The organism is Streptomyces sp. NPDC047043, assembly GCF_040644055.1.
In the GTDB taxonomy this organism is placed as follows: domain Bacteria; phylum Actinomycetota; class Actinomycetes; order Streptomycetales; family Streptomycetaceae; genus Streptomyces.
This window is the reverse complement of record NZ_JBEYVO010000017.1, coordinates 20,373-41,220: the sequence shown is the minus strand read 5'-3', so window position 1 is coordinate 41,220 and position 20,848 is coordinate 20,373. Positions and strand designations below refer to the sequence as shown.

At 69.6% G+C, this 20,848-nt stretch carries 18 protein-coding genes and 2 pseudogenes; 4 read left to right on the top strand and 16 right to left on the bottom strand.

Annotation, left to right across the window (positions count from 1 at the left end):
• Positions 1-73: 73 nt before the first annotated feature.
• The gene (locus ABZ880_RS26190; RefSeq protein ID WP_361267198.1) at positions 74-1,267 is read left to right on the top strand and encodes a PP2C family protein-serine/threonine phosphatase; all 1,194 of its coding nucleotides are present in this window, start codon (positions 74-76) and stop codon (positions 1,265-1,267) included.
• A gap of 249 nt (positions 1,268-1,516) precedes the next feature.
• Here the strand turns inward: ABZ880_RS26190 and ABZ880_RS26185 are convergent, their stop codons facing one another.
• The 13 genes from ABZ880_RS26185 to ABZ880_RS26125 form a co-directional block, all read right to left on the bottom strand.
• Positions 1,517-1,945 carry a DUF2267 domain-containing protein gene (locus tag ABZ880_RS26185; protein WP_313746001.1) on the bottom strand — a complete coding sequence of 143 codons (429 nt, stop codon included), beginning with the start codon at positions 1,943-1,945 and terminating at the stop codon, positions 1,517-1,519.
• Positions 1,946-1,980: 35 nt separating this feature from the next.
• Positions 1,981-2,373 (bottom strand): DUF2267 domain-containing protein, encoded by a 393-nt coding sequence (locus ABZ880_RS26180; protein WP_361267196.1) that lies wholly within the window; start codon positions 2,371-2,373, stop codon positions 1,981-1,983.
• Positions 2,370-4,325 carry an MFS transporter gene (locus tag ABZ880_RS26175; protein WP_361267194.1) on the bottom strand — a complete coding sequence of 652 codons (1,956 nt, stop codon included), beginning with the start codon at positions 4,323-4,325 and terminating at the stop codon, positions 2,370-2,372. The genes ABZ880_RS26180 and ABZ880_RS26175 overlap by 4 nt, the downstream gene beginning before the upstream one ends.
• A gap of 474 nt (positions 4,326-4,799) precedes the next feature.
• Positions 4,800-5,297: an Hsp20/alpha crystallin family protein gene (locus tag ABZ880_RS26170; RefSeq protein WP_361267192.1), complete on the bottom strand. Its 498-nt coding sequence runs from the start codon at positions 5,295-5,297 to the stop codon at positions 4,800-4,802.
• A 47-nt stretch (positions 5,298-5,344) separates the two neighbouring features.
• On the bottom strand, positions 5,345-7,126 hold the full coding sequence (locus ABZ880_RS26165) for an FAD-dependent oxidoreductase (protein WP_361267190.1): 1,782 nt from the start codon (positions 7,124-7,126) through the stop codon (positions 5,345-5,347).
• Positions 7,126-7,389, bottom strand: coding sequence for a UBP-type zinc finger domain-containing protein (locus ABZ880_RS26160; RefSeq protein WP_361267188.1), 264 nt, complete (start codon positions 7,387-7,389; stop codon positions 7,126-7,128). The genes ABZ880_RS26165 and ABZ880_RS26160 overlap by 1 nt, the downstream gene beginning before the upstream one ends.
• 5 nt (positions 7,390-7,394) lie before the next feature.
• The gene (trxA, locus tag ABZ880_RS26155) at positions 7,395-7,841 is read right to left on the bottom strand and encodes a thioredoxin (protein ID WP_361267187.1); all 447 of its coding nucleotides are present in this window, start codon (positions 7,839-7,841) and stop codon (positions 7,395-7,397) included.
• On the bottom strand, positions 7,838-10,477 hold the full coding sequence (gene clpB, locus ABZ880_RS26150) for an ATP-dependent chaperone ClpB (protein WP_361267185.1): 2,640 nt from the start codon (positions 10,475-10,477) through the stop codon (positions 7,838-7,840). Before clpB ends, trxA begins: the two co-directional genes overlap by 4 nt.
• The gene (locus ABZ880_RS26145) at positions 10,468-10,836 is read right to left on the bottom strand and encodes a chaperone modulator CbpM (RefSeq protein WP_361267183.1); all 369 of its coding nucleotides are present in this window, start codon (positions 10,834-10,836) and stop codon (positions 10,468-10,470) included. The genes clpB and ABZ880_RS26145 overlap by 10 nt, the downstream gene beginning before the upstream one ends.
• A complete protein-coding gene (locus tag ABZ880_RS26140; RefSeq protein WP_361267181.1) occupies positions 10,836-11,777 on the bottom strand; it encodes a J domain-containing protein in 942 nt (313 codons plus the stop codon). Before ABZ880_RS26140 ends, ABZ880_RS26145 begins: the two co-directional genes overlap by 1 nt.
• Positions 11,778-11,783: 6 nt before the next feature.
• Positions 11,784-12,368: a nucleotide exchange factor GrpE gene (gene grpE, locus ABZ880_RS26135; RefSeq protein WP_361267179.1), complete on the bottom strand. Its 585-nt coding sequence runs from the start codon at positions 12,366-12,368 to the stop codon at positions 11,784-11,786.
• A 10-nt stretch (positions 12,369-12,378) separates the two neighbouring features.
• Positions 12,379-14,295: a molecular chaperone DnaK gene (gene dnaK, locus ABZ880_RS26130; protein WP_361267177.1), complete on the bottom strand. Its 1,917-nt coding sequence runs from the start codon at positions 14,293-14,295 to the stop codon at positions 12,379-12,381.
• Between the two features lie 67 nt (positions 14,296-14,362).
• Positions 14,363-14,890, bottom strand: a complete 528-nt coding sequence (locus tag ABZ880_RS26125) for a general stress protein (RefSeq protein ID WP_361267175.1) — start codon at positions 14,888-14,890, stop codon at positions 14,363-14,365.
• Between the two features lie 301 nt (positions 14,891-15,191).
• Between ABZ880_RS26125 and ABZ880_RS26120 the strand changes: the two genes are divergently transcribed.
• Positions 15,192-16,901: a helix-turn-helix domain-containing protein gene (locus ABZ880_RS26120; RefSeq protein WP_361267173.1), complete on the top strand. Its 1,710-nt coding sequence runs from the start codon at positions 15,192-15,194 to the stop codon at positions 16,899-16,901.
• A 448-nt stretch (positions 16,902-17,349) separates the two neighbouring features.
• On the opposite strand, the pseudogene ABZ880_RS26115 reads toward ABZ880_RS26120, so the two are convergent.
• A pseudogene (locus ABZ880_RS26115) lies at positions 17,350-17,607 on the bottom strand (transposase family protein); the annotation flags it as partial.
• Positions 17,608-17,895: 288 nt separating this feature from the next.
• Between ABZ880_RS26115 and ABZ880_RS26110 the strand changes: the two are divergent.
• A complete protein-coding gene (locus ABZ880_RS26110) occupies positions 17,896-18,432 on the top strand; it encodes a phosphate-starvation-inducible PsiE family protein (protein ID WP_361267171.1) in 537 nt (178 codons plus the stop codon).
• Between the two features lie 519 nt (positions 18,433-18,951).
• The gene (locus ABZ880_RS26105; RefSeq protein ID WP_361267169.1) at positions 18,952-19,368 is read left to right on the top strand and encodes an ester cyclase; all 417 of its coding nucleotides are present in this window, start codon (positions 18,952-18,954) and stop codon (positions 19,366-19,368) included.
• Here ABZ880_RS26105 and ABZ880_RS26100 read toward each other — a convergent pair.
• Both ABZ880_RS26100 and ABZ880_RS26095 read right to left on the bottom strand, forming a co-directional pair.
• Positions 19,301-20,224 (bottom strand): annotated as a pseudogene (locus ABZ880_RS26100) (Sir2 family NAD-dependent protein deacetylase). The gene ABZ880_RS26105 and the pseudogene ABZ880_RS26100 overlap by 68 nt on opposite strands.
• A gap of 24 nt (positions 20,225-20,248) precedes the next feature.
• The gene (locus tag ABZ880_RS26095) at positions 20,249-20,596 is read right to left on the bottom strand and encodes a hypothetical protein (protein WP_361267167.1); all 348 of its coding nucleotides are present in this window, start codon (positions 20,594-20,596) and stop codon (positions 20,249-20,251) included.
• Positions 20,597-20,848 lie beyond the last annotated feature (252 nt).

Here is a 20,848-nt window from a genome sequence, read left to right as displayed (position 1 = left end):
CTGATCGGCCCACATCTCGGGTCTCGGAAAGCTCAGATTGTGGCGGCTCCACCTCGCGGGGATCATCGAAGGCATGGACAGGAACATGTCCAACGGGTCCGGGGAGCGGCTGCTGGAGGAACTGGTCAGAGCAGCCCAACTGGCATCACCCGCGGAACTGCCCGCGGTCCTGAACCGGTATGCCGAAGCCATGGGGCTGGGCACGGCCGCCATCTATCTGGTCGACATCCAGCAAAGACTGCTGGTGCCGCTTGTCGAAGGCGAGCCGGAACTGGACCTCGACACTTCGCTGGCCGGATGGGCCTACCGCACCGGCTCTCTCCGAGTGGAAGAAGGCCCCTCCGGCGGGATGAACGTCTGGCTGCCCCTGGCCGACGGAGCGGAGCGGCTGGGCGTCGTGGAGCTGAACATGAGCACCCTGGACGGGCTCAAGCTACGGCGCTGTCGAACGACGGCGCTGCTCCTCGCACTGATCATCACATCCAAGCGCACCTACAGCGACACCATCGCGCAGCGCATGCGTACCAGGCCGATGCACCTGCCCACCGAGATGGTGAGGGCTTTTCTCCCTCCCCGGTCGATCGGTACCGGGCGGGTCGTTTCGACGGCGGTTCTGGAGCCTGCGTACGAACTGGGCGGCGATGCTTTCGACCATGCGTTCACCGAGGACGTTCTGCACGCCACGATCCTTGACGGCATGGGTCACAACCTGGCGTCCGGACTTGCCACCTCTGTCGCCATGGCAGGCTGCCGCAACGCCCGGCGCAGCGGGGCAGACCTGAACGAGCTCGCGGGCACCGTGGACGAGGCGCTGGCCAAGTGGCTTCCGGAGCAGTTCTGCACGGGTGTCTTCACCCAGTTGCACATGCCCACCGGTGTGCTGCGCTGGTGCAACTGCGGCCACCCGGCTCCGTTGCTCATCCGTCGCCACCGCCTGCTCCACAAGGCCCTGGAGCGGCCACCTGAGCCTCCTTTGGGTCTGCCCGCCAGTCTCGCCGGGACCGCCCGTCAGGTGCACGACGTCAGCCTCGAACCCGGTGACCGAATACTGCTCTACTCAGACGGCGTCGTGGAGTCACGCGACGAGGCAGGCGAAGAGTTCGGCCTGGAACGCTTCACCGACTACATCATCCGGTCGACCGCAGCGGGCCAGAGCGCTCCGGAAGCGCTGCGCCTGCTCATCCATGCCATCCTCAAGCATCGGCACGACCAACTCAGCGACGACGCCACGATTTTGATGTTCGAGTGGCAGCCCCCTGATCCGTGACCGCCACATCTGCAGCACCAGACCCGCACAGGCAAGTGCCTCAGGCGACGGGCTGCAGGTCGTTGGCCGCTGCGGCGCCCTGTTTACCGGCGGATGCTGACGGAGGCTTGGTTTCTGCGGTGGCCGGCCCACCCGGCTGTCGACGATCAACACGCCCGGCAACCATGCGCAACCTAGGTGTTGGGACGGCCGGGGCGCGGCAGGCCTGCTCGGCGGGCTGGGCCGCGCTCGAGACCTCTTCCGCCCGGATCACGGCAGGAGCGCGGCAAAGGAGTTCGGCACCCGGGATTTGAGGTGCTGCCATTCGCCGGCGCTCACATGGCGCTCCAGGGATTTCAGTACGGTGCGCACCAGCTTCTCGCTACCGCCCTCGACCGCATAGGGGAATTCGCTGCGGACCCGTGCAAAGAACTCCTCGTTGCTCATCTTCACGGGCGTCTCGGCCGGTTTCCAGCCGTCGTAATAGACGCCTCTGACGATGGTCGGCAGCTGGGCACCGAACTGTACGGCCGTCTCGACCGGGAGACGATCCCGGAGTGGGTGCATCACGGCCCGAAGTGCCGCGTATGACTGCTTACGGCGGTCTTTGGGCCACTCGAAAGCCTCCTCGACGTCTTTGAGGAGCCGATTGGCCTTGTCCACCATGGTGTCGAACGAGGAGAAACCTGTATCGACCATTTTCGTGGGCCTTTCGTTCTGGGCGCCTCACGGGCTCAGTCCGCGAGGTCGGCCTTGCCGAACAGGACCGCGTAGCTGGAGGGGAGTTGGCTGATGATCTGATTCAGTTCTCCTCCGGTGACAGCGTCGGCAACCGTGGTCAGGACCGCGCTGGCGTCCCACTGCGCCGTACGCGGCCGGGCATGGGTGCGCTCGGCGACCCGGCGGTAGAACTCCTCGATCCCGAAGCTCTGCGCCTGCTGGGGTGTTGCATGGTTCAGAACTGGTCCCAGCGGGCCGGGCAGTTGGGATGCGAGGTCCTTGACCTCTCCCGGGCTGATCCGTTGGGCCAGCACTTCCAGCACGGCGTTGGTGACGTCCGCGGCTTCGTCCTGGTCGTTGTATTCGCCTCGCTCGCGTACACGGGCGAGGAATCCGTCGTATTTCATCGCTGCCTCCTTCTGTCCCGGTCACCGCTGGTCATGGGGCCGCTCGGTGCGCTGTAGGGCCGGCCGGGTCCGTTCGCCGGCGCGTAGCTGCCGTTGGCAAGGTCCTTGGCGCGGGACTCCTGCACGGATTCACGCAGGGCACGACGGAAGCGCCCGGGGCCCCAGGAACGGCCGTCCACGGCCTGTTCGAGTTGGTCGCGGCTGGTCGGTCCGGTTTCTTGGAGCGCGTGGGTGATCTGTTCGATCTCGTCGTCGAGGCGTTGTTCGGCCATGGCGGACGTACGGCTTGCCGTGCCCGCGGTGCCGGCCATCCCCGGCGAGTACAGAGTGCTGCCCGGTCCGGTGCCCGGGCGGTAGCGGCGGGCTCCGGCGCGCTCCCGCTCCCGGCGGCGGGCGGTGCGGTCGGCGATCCGCAGTTCCCGCTCGTGCGCGGCCTGCCGGACGTGCGCGGGCCGGAGGCGGTCTCGTGCGTCCTGTGGCGCGGGCTCGTTGCGCCAGGCTGCCTCGGTTTCCTCAGCGGTGAGCGGCCAGGCGATGTTCTCCAGGGACTGTTGTTCGGCCCGGACACCGAAGAAGACCTCGGCCACCCCGCCCAACGCCATGGCTGCCGCTCCGATGAGGAAGCCGATGGCCACGAGGTTGGCATCGCCGCTGTGGATCAGGTGGCCGAACAGCAGCGGGCCGGTGATTCCGCCCACGGCCGTGCCGATCGCGAAGAAGAGCGAGATGGACAGGGCTCGGGTCTCCATGGGGAAGACCTCGCTCACCGTCAGGTAGGCCGAGCTCGCTCCTGCGGACGCCACGAAGAAGGTCAGCGAGACCAGCAGGAAGAACGACCATGTCGTCAGGGAGCCGTTGATCAGCAGAACGGCGAGGAGGGCTGCCACGACCGCCGAGCCGAAGTAGGTGCCCGCGATCATCGGCTTTCTGCCAACGGTGTCGAACAGTCGGCCGAGGAGGAGTGGTCCGAGGAAGTTGGCGATCGCGAAGAGGACAAGGAAGTAGGGGATCGAGCCGGAGCCGATGTCGAAGAAGCCGTTCAGGATCGTGCCCAGGTCGAAGACGATCGCGTTGTACAGGAACGCCTGTCCGACGAAGAGCGCCAGACCGAGAACGGCGCGACGCGGATACCGCCGCAGAGCCACGCCGGCGATCTCCGTGAACGGGATGACGTCGCGCTGCCGCACGGTGACCGCCTCGCCCGGTTCGGGCAGCTCGCGGCCGGTCTCTTGGTGTACCTCGGCCTCGATCCGGTCGACGATACGTTCAGCCTCGGCTTGGTGCCCGTGGATGAACAGCCAGCGCGGGCTCTCCGGCACATGGCGGCGGACCAGCATGATGCCCAGGCCCAGAATGCCGCCCAGGCCGAAGGCCAGCCGCCAGCCGAGGTCGGCTGCCAGCAGACTCTCGTTGAGAAGCAGCACGGCGACCAGGCTGCCGAGCGCCGCACCGACCCAGTAGCTGCCGTTGATGGCCAGATCCACCTGCCCGCGGTTACGGGCCGGAATCAGCTCGTCGATGGCCGAGTTGATCGCGGCGTACTCTCCGCCGATGCCCATACCGGTGATGAAGCGGGCGAGGTAGAGGTACCAGGCGTCGTGGGCGAACGCGGTCGCGACGGTGGCGAGGACGTAGATGCCGAGCGTGACCATGAACAGCTTCTTGCGCCCGTAGCGGTCGGTGAGCCTCCCGAACAGGAGAGCGCCCGCACATGCGCCCGCCACGTAGATGGCGGCGGCAGTTCCGATGTCGGCGCTGGTCAGGTTGATGCCGCTGCCCTGCTCGGTCATACGGGCGGCCACCGCCCCGACGATCGTCACTTCGAGTCCGTCCAGGATCCAGACGGCTCCCAGACCGATGACGATCCGCCAATGGAATCGGGACCACGGCAGCCGGTCGAGCCGGGCGGGGATCTTGGTCGTGACGACACCGAGTTCGGCGGTGGTGGTCATGCCACGCCTCCTCGTTCAGGGCCATGGGCTGTTGCCTGGAGAGGGACAGAGCGGGCCGAAATGGACATGTCCGCATAGGGTGGTCTGCTGTGCTGCGCTGCCACCTTCTGGGACACCGTTTTCGCTTTCGCCATGAGGACGACACGATGCTCTGGCACTGCGCGCGTGGGTGCGGAGCGGAGGGAAGCAAGCGGTATCCGACGGCCCAGGACGCCGAGCGTTACGCGCGGGCATTCGACCGCGAGGACCAGGAGGACATGGGCCGGCGAGCACCGCTGGGTCTGCTGCCCCTTCGGCTGCTGCGCGCCTGGCGTCTGCGGCGCCGAAAGGAAGCCGGTGGGCAGCCGCGTGCCGGGTCTCCGCCGCCGTGAGGGGTGGTGACACGGGACGTCGTTCATGAGTCACCCCGGGTGTCGAGCCTCGCCGGCCCGGCCGCGGTTCCGGACGGGTGCCCGATACCGCGGCGTTCGCGTCTCAGCCGCTGCTCTCGGTGCTTTCACTCGTCTCGCTGATCTCGACGTGCCGGGGCTTTGTGACCTCGGCCTTGGGGACGGTGATGGTGAGCATCCCGTCCGACATCTGCGCATTGATCTTTTCGGTGTCGACCTCTCCGGGCAGCCGCAGCCGGTACTCGAAGGCTCCGGTGCGGCGGGTGCTCCGGCGCAGGACGCCTTTGCGTTCCTTCTCCTTGATCTCTCCGGTGACCACCAGCTCCTGGCCGTTCGCTTCGACGTCGATGTCCTTGCTCTTGACGCCGGGGAGTTCGATCTCGACGTGGAAGGCGTCGTCGGACTCCGTGACATCGGCCAGGGGTGTCCACGCGACTGCGGGCGCCGCGCCTCCCACCGTGGATTCGATCAGTCCGCTCATCTCGCTGAGCAGTTGGTCGAACTCCGTCAGCGGATTGCGTGCCCAGCCAAGGGGCCTGTCCTGCATGGCGCCACCGCGGTGGCGCCGGACGGGCGTGGTCATTCCCATCGCCTCCTTCTCCTTCTCGTGATCTCGTCGCCCGCCGGGTGTCATGCGAGCCAAGCGGACTCCTTCGGACGGGTGTGCGGGGAGCTGTCGGTGCCGCCGGGCGCGGCCGTGTGGCCCAGGTAGCGGTGCACGAAGTGGATGCTCATCGCGCCTTCGCCGACCGCGGAGGCCACGCGCTTCACCGAGCCGCTGCGGACGTCGCCGGCGGCGAAGACGCCGGGCATGCTGGTCTCCAACGTCAGGCAGTCGCGGCCCTGGCTCTGCCACAGCTCGGGAACGGAGCAGGCCTGCGCCTCCGCGCCGGTGAGCACGTAGCCGCGCGCGTCGAGGGCGAGCGCGCCGGACAGCCAATCGGTGTGAGGGTCTGCGCCGGTGAAGACGAACAAGGCCCGCACCTCGAGGTGGCGGTGCTCGCCCGTACGGTGGTCGACCACGGTGACCGCCTCCAGCACCTTGTCTCCGAGTGCCTCGGTCACCTCGGTGTAGAGCAGCACGCGCACCCGCGGATGGCGCTCGATCTGATCGATCAGGTAGCGGGACATGTGCGCCTCGAGGCTCGGCCCACGGACGAGCAGATACACCTGAGGCGCGTACCCGGCCAGGAAGAGCACGGCCTGGCCCGCGGAGTTGCCGCCGCCGACCACCGCCACCGGGTCGGTACGGCACTGCTGGGCCTCGTAGACGGTCGCCGAGTAGTGGACGCTCGCGCCCTCCAACGGCTCGATGCCGGGCACATGGAGGCGGCGGTAGCGGGCGCCGGTGGCCAGGACGACGGTACGGGCGGTGACCTCGCTGCCGTCGGCGAACCCGACGGCGTAGTGGCCGTCCCGTCGTTCGAGCCGGGCCGCCTCCGCAGGGACGCTGATCCGGGCGCCGAACTTGTCCGCCTGGAGCACGGCGCGCTCGGTGAGTTCGGCGCCGGAGATGCCGGAAGGGAAGCCGAAGCAGTTGTCGATGCGGGAGGACGTCCCGGCCTGGCCGCCGGTGGCCAGCGCCTCGACCACGGTCGTGCCCAGGCCCTCCGAGGCCGCGTTCACCGCGGCGGCGAGACCTGCCGGACCGGAGCCGACGATGAGGAGATCGCCGCGGTCGTTGCCCGATTCCAGGGGCGGCAGGCCGATGAACCGGGCCAGTTCGGCGTTGCTCGGATTGCGCAGCAGGGTCGTGTCCCGCCAGATCACCAGCGGTGTCTGCTCCGGGCCGACCGCGAAGCGCCGCAGCAGCGCCTCGGCCTCCTCGTCCGTCTCCAGATCGATCCAGCGGTGTGGCAGCCGGTTGCGGGCGGCGAACTCGCGCAGCCGCCGGGTGTCGGGCGAGTAGCGCGAGCCGATGATGCGGAAACCGGCGCCCTGCCCGACGAGCAGAGCGCGGCGGCCCAGGCAGGCGCGCAGCACCACATCACCGAGGGTGGAGTCCCGGGTCACCAGGTCACGCAGCTGGTCCATGGACAGGGCGAGGATTTCGCCGGGGTCCCTGACCACGGCGGTGTAGAAGGCCACCTGTCCGTTCAGGAGGCCGAGTTCGCCGATGAAGCGGCCAGGGCCGTGCACCCGCAACAGGCGTTCGCCGGGCGTGCCGTAGCCCTCGACGATGGCGACCGAGCCACTGAGGACGACGTAGAACGTCTCGCACCGCTCGCCCTCCCGGATCAGCACGTCACCGGCGTCAGCCGCGCGCCGCCGGCCATGCTGAGCCAGGCGGGCCGTCTGGTCGTCCGACAGGCGGGGGTAGGCGCCGTAGAGGTCGGGAGTCTCGAAGGGGACGCTCTCCTCCGCCTCGTCCGGCACAGGCGCTGCGCCGGGCCGCTTCTCGTCGCCGGGCATCACACGAACGCCTCATGTGCGAAGCACCAGCGCCAGTCCTCGCCGGGCTCCAGCGACGCCACGATCGGATGGCCGTCGGCGGCGGCGTGACGGCGGGCGTGCCGGTTCGGCGACGAGTCGCAGCAGCCGACGTGGCCGCAGGTCAGGCAGAGCCTGAGGTGGACCCACGGGGAGCCGAGCAGCAGACACTCCTGACACCCTTCTGAGGTCTGCGGCTGGACCGGCCGGACAAGCGCGAGGTGGGGGTCTGCGTGCAGGGTCATCCGGATCACCCTTCCCGGGCAGTGATCGACTCTTCCACCCACTGGCGCAGAACGGGGGCGGGCGCCGCCCCCGCCTGCCGGGCGACCGTCTCGCCCCGGTCGAGGACCAGTAGCGTCGGTACCGCCTGGACCTCGAACCGCCGCGCCAGGCGCGGGTTCTTGTCGATGTCGACCTTGACCAGTTTGATCTTTCCCGCGAGATCGGCGGCGACCTTCTCCAGCGCGGGGCTCACCATGCGGCAGGGGCCGCACCAGGTGGCCCACAGGTCGACGACGACGGGCACGGTGGCCTGCTCGACGACCTCGGTGAAGTCGTCGTCGCCCGCGTCGGCCATCCACGGCAGCGGCTGCTTGCAGTTGCCGCACCTGGGGCGGCCCTCGGCGGCCGCCGGCACCCGGTTGGTGCGCCCGCAGTGCGGACAGGTGACGTTGGTGGCTTGCATGGTGCTCATGCCGCCCTTGCTCCCTTCCCGTCCTGGGGCTGGTCGTAGGTGACCACCAGTTCTGCGTGCTCGGCGTCGACGCGGACCTTCGCGCCGTCCTGGACGTCGCCGCGCAGCAGGGCGCGCCCGACGAGGGTCTCGACCTCGTGGGAGATGTAGCGCCGCAGCGGCCGGGCCCCGTAGACCGGGTCGTAGCCCTGATGGGCGATCAACTCGCGGGCCGCGTCGGTGAGTTCGACGGAGATGCGGCGTTCGGCGAGACGTCGGCGCAGCTCGTCGAACTGCAGCTCCACGATCCGCTCGATCTGCCGCTCGCCGAGCGGCTTGAACAGCACGATGTCGTCGACGCGGTTGAGGAATTCCGGGCGGAAGTGCCCGCGCAGCTCGCCCATGACCAGGGCGCGGGCGTCCGGCTTGATCTCGCCCTCGGCGGTGGCGCCGTCGAGGAGGTGCTCGGAGCCGATGTTGGACGTCATGATGATCACGGTGTTGCGGAAGTCGACGGTGCGGCCCTGGGCGTCGGTGATGCGGCCGTCGTCGAGGATCTGCAGCAGGGTGTTGAAGACATCGGTGTGGGCCTTCTCGATCTCGTCGAACAGCACGACCGAGTACGGCTTGCGGCGTACGGCCTCGGTGAGCTGGCCGCCTTCCTCGTAGCCGACGTATCCGGGCGGGGCTCCCATGAGCCGGCTGACGGTGTGCCGCTCCTGGTACTCGCTCATGTCGAGGCGGACCATGTTCTCCTCGGAGTCGAACAGGGCCCGGGCGAGGGTCTTGGCCAGCTCGGTCTTCCCGACGCCGGTGGGGCCGAGGAAGATGAACGAGCCGATGGGGCGGCGAGGGTCGCGGATGCCGGAGCGGGCGCGGATGATGGCGTCGGCGACGAGCTTGACGGCCTCGTCCTGACCGATCACGCGCTCGCGCAGTATCTCGTCGAGGCGCAGCAGTTTCTCGCGTTCGCCCTCCTGGAGGCGGGCGACGGGGATGCCGGTCCAGGCGGCGACGATCTCGGCGATCTCCTCCTCGGTGACGACCTCGCGCAGCAGCCGGTTCTGCCCTTGTTTGGCGGCCAGTTGCTCTTCCTCGGCCTCGAGTCGGCGTTCCAGGTCCTGGAGGCGGCCGTAGCGGAGTTCGGCGGCGCGGTTGAGGTCGTAGGCGCGTTCGGCCTCCTCCGCCTCGTGGCGGACCTGCTCCAGCTCCTGGCGCAGCTCCTGCACGCGGCGGATCGCCTGCCGTTCGGCCTCCCACTGGGCGTGTTTGGCGTCGGCCTCGCCGCGCAGGTCGGCCAGTTCCCTGCGCAGCTCCTCCAGACGGGCCTTGCTCGCGGGATCGGTCTCATTGGACAGGGCCGCCTCCTCGATCTCCAGGCGGGTCACCCGGCGGGTGATCTCGTCGAGTTCGGCGGGCATGGAGTCGATCTCGGTACGCAGCCGGGCACAGGCCTCGTCGACGAGGTCGATGGCCTTGTCGGGCAGGAAACGGTCGGTGATGTAGCGGTGGGAGAGCGTCGCCGCCGCGACCAGCGAGGTGTCCTGGATCTTGACGCCGTGGAAGACCTCCAGGCGTTCGCGCAGGCCGCGCAGGATGGAGATGGTGTCCTCCACGCTGGGTTCGTCGACCAGGACCTGCTGGAAACGGCGTTCGAGGGCGGCGTCCTTCTCGATGTGCTTGCGGTACTCGTCCAGGGTGGTCGCGCCGATCATGTGCAGTTCGCCGCGTGCCAGCATGGGCTTGAGCATGTTGCCCGCGTCCATGGCGCCCTCGGCGGCGCCCGCGCCGACGACCGTGTGCAACTCGTCGACGAAGAGCAGGATCCGCCCCTGGGCGGCCTTGACCTCGCTCAGTACGGCCTTGAGGCGTTCTTCGAACTCACCGCGGTACTTGGCGCCGGCGACGAGGGAGCCCATGTCGAGGGCGAACACCGTCTTGTCGCGGAGTCCTTCGGGCACGTCACCGCGCACGATGCGCTGGGCCAGGCCCTCGACGATGGCGGTCTTGCCGACGCCGGGGTCGCCGATCAGGACAGGGTTGTTCTTGCTCTTGCGGCTGAGGATCTGGGTGACGCGGCGGATCTCGGCGTCCCGGCCGATGACGGGGTCGAGCCGCCCGGTCCTGGCCTCGGCGACCAGGTCACGGCCGTACTTCTCCAGGGCCTCGTAGGCCACCTCGGGGTTGGCGGAGGTCACGCGCTGGTTGCCGCGGACCTGGGTGAGCGCGCCGAGGAAGGAATCCCGGGTCACGCCGTGCTCCTTCAGCAGCCGCCCGGCGGCGGTCGCCGAGCCCTCCTCGGCCAGCGCCAGCAGCAGGTGTTCCACGGACACGTACTCGTCCTTGAGGCGTTTGGCCTCCCGCTCGGCCGCGTCCAGCAGCCGGGCCAGGCGCTGGGTGACGAAGACCTGGCCCGGCGCCGCGCCCGGGCCGGTCACCTTGGGCCGGCGGGAGAGGTCCTCGCGTACGGCCGCGCGCAACTCCTTGGGCTCGGTGCCCGCCTGCTGCAGCAGCCGCGGGATCAGGCCCTCCTCCTGGTCGAGGAGGGCGAGCAGCAGATGTTCGCCGTCGACCTCGGTGTGGCCCAGGCGGCCGGCGGCGCTCTGGGCGTCCTGCAGGGCTTCCTGTGACTTCTGGGTCAGGCGGTTCATGTCCATGGTGGTAGATCACTCCTCATGCCTGCGCGCCGCAGCGCGGCTTCGAGCAGGCTGATGCGGTCGAGCAGGTCGAGCACCAGACCGAGGGATGCGTAGTTCAGGCACAGCCCGGTGCGCAACCGCTGGACGCGGGCCAGGGCGGCCGGTGCCGTTGGGGCGAACACCAGCCGTCCGGAGGCGTCACGGCCGGCGTCCACCAGTCCGAGGGCGACGAACCGACGGATCAGGTCGGGATGCAGGCCTGAGCGGCGGGCCACGGTCTCCAGGGACAGCCTGGGCACGGGCACGATCGCGTACTGCGCGCCCACCTCGTGCGTGCGTGCGGGGGACGGGCGGGCCTCGGCCGGTCGGTCGGTCATCAGGTCCTCCTGGGGTCGAACGAGGAGACAGCGGCAAGTTCCTCCAGCAGCTCGCGCTCCCGGTCGCTCAGCCGGGGCGGCACCATGATCCGCAACTCCGCGTACAGGTCTCCGTTCGCGCCGCGCGGGCCCGGCATGCCCTCGCCGCGCAGCCGCAGGCGCCTTCCGCTGGAGGATCCGGCAGGCACGGTCACCTTGGCCGTGGCACCGCTCGGCGTGCGCACCGGCACGGTCGCGCCCAGCGCCGCCTCCCACGGGGTGACCGGAAGCCTCACGTGGACGTCCCGGCCGTCGAGGCGGAACTCGGGGTGCGGCTGGATCCGCACCCTCAGAAACAGGTCGCCGGCGGGAGCGTCGTCGCCGCTCCCGCGCCCGCCCTCCCCGGCCAGCCGGATGCGCTGCCCGTCGGTGGTGCCGGGCGGCACGTCGACCTGGTAGCGCCGCTGCCCGGTCGGCCCGGCGAGGGTGACCGTTCGGCGGCCGCCCCGATATGCCTCCTCGACGGTGAGCGGCAGTTCCGCCTCCTGGTCGGCGCCGGGCACGCGCATCCGCCCGGCGCCGCCGAACAGCGAGCCGAACAGATCCTCGACGTCGACCCCCTCGCCGTCGAAGCCTGCCGTGGAGTACCGCACCCGGGGACCGCCGCCGGTGGTCCACCGGAATCCGCCGCCCGCTCCGGCGCCGGCGCCGGCGGCGACGCGCTCCTCCCAGTCCTCCGGGACCTTGCGGAAGTCCTCGCCGAAGCGGTCGTACCGGGTCCGCTGCTCCGGGTCGGACAGGACACTGAAGGCCTCATTGATCTCCTTGAACCGCTCCTCCGCCTGGGGGTCCTTGTTGACGTCGGGGTGGTACTTGCGGGCCAGGGTGCGGTAGGCCCGCTGGATCTCGTCCTGGTCGGCGGTGCGCGCAACGCCGAGCACCTCGTAGAAGTCGCGTGCCATGGACGGTCACTCCCGCTTGGCGACGGTCACGGCGGCAGGCCGCAGCTGCCGCTCGGCCTCCCCGTAACCGGGTCGCAGCACCTGGACCACGGTGTTCGGATCGGCGTCGGGATCCTGGACCACGCCGACCACCTCGTGCCGGGCCGGATCGAACGACACGCCCCTCTCCGCGTGGCGCGGGTAGCCCAGCCGCTCCAGGACGTTCACGGCCTGGTCGCGCACGGCCCGGACACCCTCGACGATCGCGCCGGGGTCGGCGGCCGCGTGGCTCAGGGCGAGTTCCAGGTTGTCGATGACGGGCAGGAAGGCGGCGGCCGTACGGGCGCGTTCGGTCGCGGCCACCCGCTCCAGCTCCCTGACGTGACGTTTGCGCAGGTTGTCGAGGTCGGCCAGGGCGCGGCGCCAGCGGTCCTCGGCCTCTCGCAGCGCGGCCGCGTATTCGTCGTCGGGTGCGGCGGCGCTGGTTGCGGCGTCGGGCCCCGGCTCGGCCTCATCAGTCGGCGGTCCGGGCTGCTCAAGGTCCCCGCGCGGCGGCTGTACGGCGCCTTCCGGCGGCGGGTCGGGCTCTCGGCCCCGGGGTGGGATGGGCATGGCGGGCACCTCAGCCCTTGTCGAACTCGGCGTCGATCACATCGTCGTCATCCGCGGCGCCGCCCGGCGCGGCCCCGCCGGGACCGGATCCGTCCGGCGCGCCGGTGCCCGCAGGACCGCCCGCGGCGGCTCCCGCCTGGTGGGCAGCGAGCCCCGCGAAGATCTGCTGGAGTTCGGAGGTCAGCGGCCGGGCCTTGTCCGCCCCGACCTCGTTCTTGACCGCCTCGCGGGCCTCGGCCACCAGCATCTCGGCGCGGGCCTTCTCGTGTGCGGGCGCGGCGTCGCCCAGCTCGCCGAGGCGCTTTTCGACCTGGTAGGCGATGGCGTCCAGTTCGTTGCGGGCGTCGACCGCCTCGCGCAGGGCCTGGTCCTCGCCGCGGTTGCGTTCGGCCTCCTGGACCATCCGCTCGACCTCGGTGCGGTCGAGGTTGGAGCTCTCGCTGATGGTGATGCCCTGTTCCTTGCCGGTGTCCTTGTCCCGTGCGGTGACGTTGAGGATGCCGTTGGCGTCGATGTCGAAGATGACCTCGATCTGCGGCTCTCCGCGCGGCGCGGGGCGGATGTCGGTGAGCTGGAAGCGACCCAGGACCCGGTTGTCGGCGGCCCTCTCCCGCTCGCCCTGCAGGACGACGACGTCGACGGCGGGCTGGTTGTCCTCGGCGGTGGAGAAGGTCTCGGAACGGCGCACCGGGATGGTGGTGTTCCGCTCGATGATCTTCGTCATCACGCCGCCGCGTGTCTCCACGCCCAGCGACAGCGGAGTGACGTCGAGCAGCAGGACGTCCTTGACCTCGCCCTTGAGGACCCCGGCCTGGATCGCGGCGCCCATCGCCACGACCTCGTCGGGGTTGACGCTCATGTTGGGGTCCTTGCCGCCGGTCAGCCTCCGTACCAGGGCCTGGACGGCGGGGATGCGGGTGGAGCCGCCGACGAGGATGACCTCGTCGATGTCGTTGTCACTGACCTTGGCGTCGTCCATGGCCTGCCGGACCGGGCCCAGGCAGCGCTCCACCAGGTCGCCGGTGATCTGCTCGAACGTGGACCGCATGATCGTCGTGGTGAGGTGTTTGGGCCCGGAGGCGTCGGCCGTGATGAACGGCAGACTGACCTGCGTCTGGGTCACCGAGCTGAGCTCGGTCTTGGCCTTCTCGGCGGCCTCGAACAGGCGTTGCAGGGCCTGTGGGTCCTGGCGCAGATCGATGCCGTTCTCCTTCTGGAAGCCGTCGGCGAGCTGGTCGACCAGCCTGCGGTCGAAGTCGTCGCCCCCCAGATGGCTGTCGCCCGCCGTGGACCGTACCTCCACCACGCCGTCGCCGACGTCGAGGATGCTGACGTCGAAGGTGCCGCCGCCCAGGTCGAAGACGAGCACCGTCTCGTGCTGCTTCTTGTCCATGCCGTAGGCGAGGGCGGCCGCGGTCGGCTCGTTGATGATCCGCAGTACTTCCAGGCCGGCGATCCGTCCGGCGTCCTTGGTGGCGGTGCGCTGGGCGTCGTTGAAGTAGGCAGGCACCGTGATGACCGCCTCCGTGACCCGCTCTCCCAGCTGCTTGGAGGCGTCGTCGGCGAGCTTGCGCAGCACCTGCGCGCTGATCTCCTCCGGCGCGTAGAGCTTGTCGCGCACCTTGAAGCGGGCCGCGCCCCCGTCTCCCTCGACCACGTCGTACGCGACGGCCTTGGCCTCTTCGGAGATCTCGTCGAAGTGCCGGCCGATGAACCGCTTGGCCGAGTAGATGGTGCCCTTGGGGTTGAGGATCGCCTGGCGGCGGGCCAGCTGGCCCACCAGGCGCTCGCCGGTGTCGGTGAAGGCCACCACGGACGGCGTCGTGCGGTTGCCCTCGCTGTTGGGTACGACGGCCGGCTCGCCGCCCTCCCAGACGGCGATCACCGAGTTCGTGGTGCCCAGGTCGATGCCTACTGCCTTGGCCATGAGGAACTCCTTCCGCGACGGGCGGCCCCCGTACGCCCTCGGAGTCGCGCCCGTCTTTCGCAATCGCTCAGGTGACGGCGGGACCGCTCCGCGGGCGGCTGCTCTTCCAAGCCCCGCTGCTTGTGCCGGCGCCGGTCCCGCTGGGCAGCTCGGCCAGCAGCTGCACCGCCTCGTCGGCGACCGCCTCGTCGGCGACGACGTCGTACCGGCCGGGCTGCATGAAGCTCACCGAGGCGAAGTCCCGGCGGCCACGCTGGGCCGTGTGCACCAGCAGGCCGAACAGCGCGCCGACCAGTGCTCCGAAAACCAGCCCGTACATGGCGAGGAGCAGCCCCGACACGACCGGGTCCAGCCAGTTCAGCAGCCCGAAGATCCATCCGATCAATGCGCCGGGCAGGGCGCCGCTCGCCGCGCCGTGCAGGGCGGCTGCGCCATGTCCCATGCGGCCGGTCACCTGCTCGACCAGGCGCACATCCTGCCCGATGATGGCCACCCTCTCGACGGGGAAACCCTGATCGGAAAGGTGATCGACGGCGCGTTCCGCCTCCTGGTAGGTCGTGTACGAGGCGATGGTCCTGCGGGCCTGCTCGATCATCAGCCAGTCCTTCCCGCCGCGGCCACCGGTGCACCCGGCGATCCCTGACAAGCACAGAGTGGCAAGAGGGCAGCGCGCTCCGCCTGCACCCGGCAGGTCAGAAATCGAGGCAGTCGGTCACGCCACGAGAACAAGGCCAAATACCGACAAGTCGGATGACCTTGCCCAGGCTGGGTACGCGGGGCTGGCCACAGGCGTGGATCCCACGATTTGCCCGATCGCCTCCGATGACCGGAGAACGGAGTGATCTATGGCCTGCCGTCCGTCACAGAGGTTGTCCTCTGACGTCTCCGACCGGGAAGTGTCTCGCCCCCCGAGCGACCCCGCGGGCACCGAACGGCGCGACCCCCGTCCGCTCGCGGTGCTGGATCCACACGGGATCCTGGCGCTGTCCTGCACCCTGTTCACCTGCACGGAGCAGAGTGAGATCGTGCGTCTGGCCATGCGGCATGTCAGTGCCCTTGGTCCCTACAGCGCCGAGGCCGGATACCTCGCGACGGACGACGGTTTGTCCCGCGTCCCCGGCCACGACGCGGGAGCGCCGACGGTCGACGACGCACGCATGAATGAGTTGGGCGAGGCCGACGGCTCCGTATCCCTTCCGGAGCGGTCCTGGAACTGGGCGTTCGGCCTGCGTGGGGCCGGCGGTCTGCTCGGCTACATCGTGGTCTCCTCCCGCTCCGGACCCGATGAGGAAGGGCACTTCCTCCTCTCGACCCTCGTGGGACTCACCTCGGCGGCCCTGTCACTGGCGGCCATGCGCGCCTGGCAGCACGACAACGCCGGCGAACTGAGCCGACTCCGCACCGAACGGGACACCGCACTGCGGCAGCTGGACATCATGCGCTCCGAGCTGCACCTGCAGGAGACCGTGCACGAGACCCTCGCCCGTGTGGCTGCCCGGGGCGGCGGCGAGGACGCCATCACCCAAGCGCTGTACGAGCTCACCGGGCTGTCGGCGCTCATCGAGGACCGGTTCGGCAACCTGAGGTCCTGGGCCGGTCCCGACCGACCCGACCCCTATCCGGTGCCGTCCCCGACCGGCCAGGAAGAGATGCTGCGGCGGGTCACGCGCGAGGCGGGCCCGGTCAGAGTCAAGGACCGGCTGATGGCCCTGGTCTGCCCGCGCGGCGACGTCCTCGGCGTACTCGCCATCGAGGACCCCGGGGCGACGGCCAACGAGCACACTATGTTCGCCCTGGACCACGCCCAGCGGGCGCTCGCCCAGGAGCTCATGCACATGCGCGAACTCACCGAGGTCGAACTGCGGCTGCGCCGCCAACTGATCGACGACCTGCTGGAGGGCACTGACGAGACGAGCGCCTACGCCCGGGCCGAAGCCGTCGGCCACGACCTGCAACGTACCCACTACGTAGTCGTGGTGCACTGGCCGGGCAACGCCACAGACGACTCCTTCACCCGGGCCGTCGAACGAGCGACGGCCACCACGACGACCCGTCCGCTGATCACTCGTCGCGGCGACCGGATGGTCCTGCTGACCGAGGCAAGGCCCGACGACGATGCCATGCACGCGGCGCTGGCCCATGAGCTCGGGACGCCCGACGGAGCTATCGGGGTGAGCACCCGCTGCGACTCCCCGGACGGCATTCCACGCTGCTACCAGGAGGCATTGCGGGCTCTGGAGGTGCGGCAGAACTCCCGCCAGCGCAGCGGGACGACGTTCTTCGACGACCTCGGGCTGTACCGGATCCTGGGGCCCGGAAACGATCTCCGGGAGCTCGAAGGCTTCGTGCGAGAGTGGCTCGGCCAGCTGATCGACTACGACGCAGAGCACGACACGGAGCTGGTGGAAACGCTCTCGCGCTACTTCGACTGCGGAGGCAACTACGACGATGCAGCCGCCGCGCTGACGGTCCACCGCAGCACCCTGCGCTACCGGCTGCAGCGCATCCGTGAGATCAGCGACCGCGACCTGGCGGAGGTGGACACCCGGCTCAATCTGCAGGTGGCAACGCGTGTCTGGAAGATCATCCTGGGCGGGCGACGCTGACCGCGGATACCCGGAGGGGCCGGGCAGCAGGTCAGCCTGGCTGCCGGAGCCCGCCGACACATGTCTTGGAACGCTGCTACCCATGCATTCGCGGCCTTCCGCCGGCATCGCCCTGCGCACGTGGGCTGACGGGACGGGAACGGCGCCACTGCGCGCCAGGCCAGTAGGAGCGGTAGCGGTGCGGTAGTGGTGCGGTACCGGCCGGTCACGACCTTCTCGCACTTCTCCTACGAACGCGACGAGGCGGGCCGGAAGACGCGCATGCGCCCCACGGGCCCCGGAGAAGGGTTCGGGTCTCGTGGTCGATCTGCTGGGCCTCTCCGGTGGGTACGACCACGATCGGTATTTCCGCCCCCGGCCCGCTGACGATTGCCAGGGCCGGAGCCTCACGCTTGGCGACGATGCGGAGCACCCAGATCCGAAAGCACCTTCGGGTCCCGGAGCTTTTTCAGCGTTGCCGCTCCAGGGTGAGGATGGCCGCGGTGATCGACGACATTCGATTGGGGCTGCATGGGGACCTGCGGAAGATCCGCCACGATTTCAGTCGTGCGACGCCGCGTTCGACGGGTGCCCGAGCCACGGACAGCGCGCGGTTGACGGTGTGCTGGGTTGGCGTGAGGTTCCGGCCTGGCGGGCGTCTGAGGGGTGCGGTTACCTACGGGCCGGCTCCGATGTAGGCGCGGTCGGCGAGGACGGGGACGCCCTGTCCGTGGTGGTGTAGGCGTGGGCGATGCCCACGGAGACTCCACCTTCGATTCGACCTGGCTCTCCCTCCCTCACACCCACGCGGGGGGGGCGAGGGTCCGGCCCATCTCGGAGGGCAGGCCCGGGTCGGCGACCAGGACGAGCCGCAGGCTCCTGCCATTCGTGTCCGCGTTGAGCTGGGAAGGCTTCGTGGCGCCTCGCCGCTTCCCCAGGCTGCCGGCAGAGGGAGGGATCCGCTCGTCCGCCCCTTCGGCAGCACGCCGCGCCTGCGGGCCGGGGGACCCCTAGCATGCTGAATGTGCGACCCATTCTCCCGAAGATCGAGGGCGGCCGGGTGCAGGGCCTCCTGCAGCTCATCGAGGACGGCATCCACCTCGTCGTCGCGGGGCTTCTGGTACTGCTCGCGGGGCTTCTGACCGTCGAGGTCGTCCACGACGTCATCAGGTCGATCAGGGGGCCGTACCGCGCGGAGACGGTCGTTCTCTCCGCCCTGGACAACGGCCTTGTGCTGTTCATCGTTGCCGAGCTGCTCCACACCGTCCGCCTCACCATCAGGAACCGGACCCTCGACGCGGAGCCGTTCCTCGTCGTCGGCCTGATCGCCGGCATCCGCAGGGTGCTCATCGTCACGGCCGAGGCGGAGAAGTCCTTCCGGTGGAACGTCGAGGGGATCGAACTGCTCATCCTGGCGGGGCTGATCCTCGTGATGGCGATCGCGGTGTACGTGTGGCGGCGCTCGACGCGGCCGGGAGACTACTTCCCGCTTCAGGAGGCGCGTCGCTCCCCGCCGCCGGAGCCCTCACCCACCTCGGTGCGCGGGTCCTGATCCGTCGCCTTCCGCAACCGCGGCCGCCCCCATCCGTTGCTCCTCGCGAGCGGAGCCGACATCCCGTTCCAGTGGTGTGCGGACTACTGCTGCCGCGAGGTCCTCCAGTGCCCGCTTCTGCGCCCGCGCGCTTAGGGGAGCGGCCCTGGTTCAGCGGGCGTGGGGTATGTCCGAAGGACCGCCGCGCGTAGCCGAAACTCCTGGTACGCCTGCTAATCGGTGAGCGGCGATGCCGACGCGCGTCCGGGAGTCGTCTGTGCCGGTATAGGTTCACTTCGAGGGCTGGTCACCGTGGTCGTCTTGGAGCGTGCGGCGACGTTCCTGTTCGGGCTCGGAGTAAGCGGCTGCGCGGACCGCCTCGTGACACGAAACCCACCGCACGCTGCGCGACAGGCGCCGCCTGTTACGGCCGCTGCCGTCCGGCACGCCCTGTCACACTCCCGGCGGCTGTTCCGTCGTAGTGCTGAGACACCATCCGGCACTACGCAGAGGAGAGACGGGATGTCCGCAACCAGGGAAATGAGCAACACAGCTACGCTCAACCGCTTCCACGCCGCCGTAAACGGCCACGACCCGGGCACCATCGCCAAGGCCATCGACGAGTTCGTCGCACCGGACGTGGACTTCCATGCACCGGTGCCCATGGGCCTGACGGGTGCGGAGGCCCTGAAGCGGGTGTGGGAGGTGCTCCTGCGCGCGTATCCCGACATCCATGTCGCGCTCGAGGAGACGATCGCACAGGGCGACAAGGTCGTCGCCAGGAATACGGTGACCGGAACCCACCGCGGTGAGTACCAGGGCCTGGCGCCCACCGGCAGGACCGTCACCTACAACGAGATCTTCATCTTCCGCTTCGCCGACGGACGGATCACCGAGATCCGGGGCGTCGTCGACGTCCTCGCGCAGCTACGGCAGCTCGGCGCATCCCCAGTGTGACCAGATCCCGAGCCTTCAAAGCAGCCCTGACCGCCTCCTCTACGGAGATGCCCAGCAGGTCGGCCACCGCGGTGAGCGCTGGTCCCAGTTCGAGCTCGATGCGCGCGACGGCGTGTCGATCACCTCGGGTCACGTCCCGATTGATGATCAGCACGGGTTTTCCGGCCTCAGCGGCCTGACGTACGGACCGCAGTCCGGACATCCCCGTAAACGAGGATCCGAGTACGAGCAGCGAGTCCGCCGCGGGGCCCAATCACGGCACTGCTCGACCCGATGAGGGCAGACAGTCACCGAACGCGCGCAGGGCACCACCTGGAAGTCTCCGACCTGGGCGTCGAGCGAAGTCCGGATTGGCCTCCTCCAGCCGACGAGCCACTTCACGACGCCAAGTGAAGACGCCGCACGCGAGGCACACCACCCGCTCCAGGCTCCCGTGGAGTGCCACGACACCCTCGCTGCCCGCGGCCTGGTGCCGCCCGTCCACGTTCTGGCTGATCACACCCGAGAGCAGCCCCTGCCGCCCGAGAGCGGCCATCGCCCGGTGGCCCGCATCAGGCCAGGCACGGCCAAAGCCCCGCCAGCCGAGGTGACTGCGCGCCCAGTACCGGCGCCGCGCCCGCGCGTGGCACGTGAAGTCCTGGTAGAGCATGGGCGGGTGGCGACTCAGGCTCCCACCTCACGGCGTTAGTCGGGAATGCCCGACTCCGTGGAGACGCCCGCACCACTGAGTGCCAGCGCACCGTCGACCCTCAGTGCGTCGGCGACCGACTGCAGATCCGTCATGCTCGGCGCCAGTTCCTCGATGGGCGGTCCAGCTGAGGGTGGGGCTGCTGACCCAGGAGCGCGCCGCGGCCATGGCCGGCGATGACGGGTCAGCGCGTCAATCGGAGAACCGACCGTACGGCTCGGCCAGCGATCCGCCGGACTGGCGGAACTCACGCGCGCGGGTGTCGCGAGACGCCGCTCCCCCGCTGCGCGGATTCGGCAGCCGGCGCATCGCATCGGCGGACTCCAGGCGCCGTAGCGACCAACTAGTCATCACCACAAGGCCGGTGAAGACCACCAGGAGCAGCAGGGACGTCCACATGGGCCGGCTGCCGGGGTCCGCCCATCCCGTCCAGGCGCTGGAAGCGGCCCACAGGGCAACGCCCGCCGCATACATGGCCCGCATCCGGCGCAGCTGCCTCGCAATCGGCCACGGGCTGAGGGACTCAGTGTTCATCGCCATGGGGCGCCCAGTACCCCTGCCGAGCCACTCTGCACCTTCCACCTCAGCCATCAACCGAACGCCGACCCCAGGCACTTCCCCGGCCCCTGACACAAGCGGCTCGCCGACCGCACGAGGAGCTGCGCAACGCGCGCTGCTCCGCGGTCGAAGGGGCGCCACGTCACCCGGGAACGCACGTCAACCTCGGTCAGCGGAAGGGTGGTTCACCACGACGGAGGGTCATACGACGGTCACGGTTCCGGAACGTGTCGG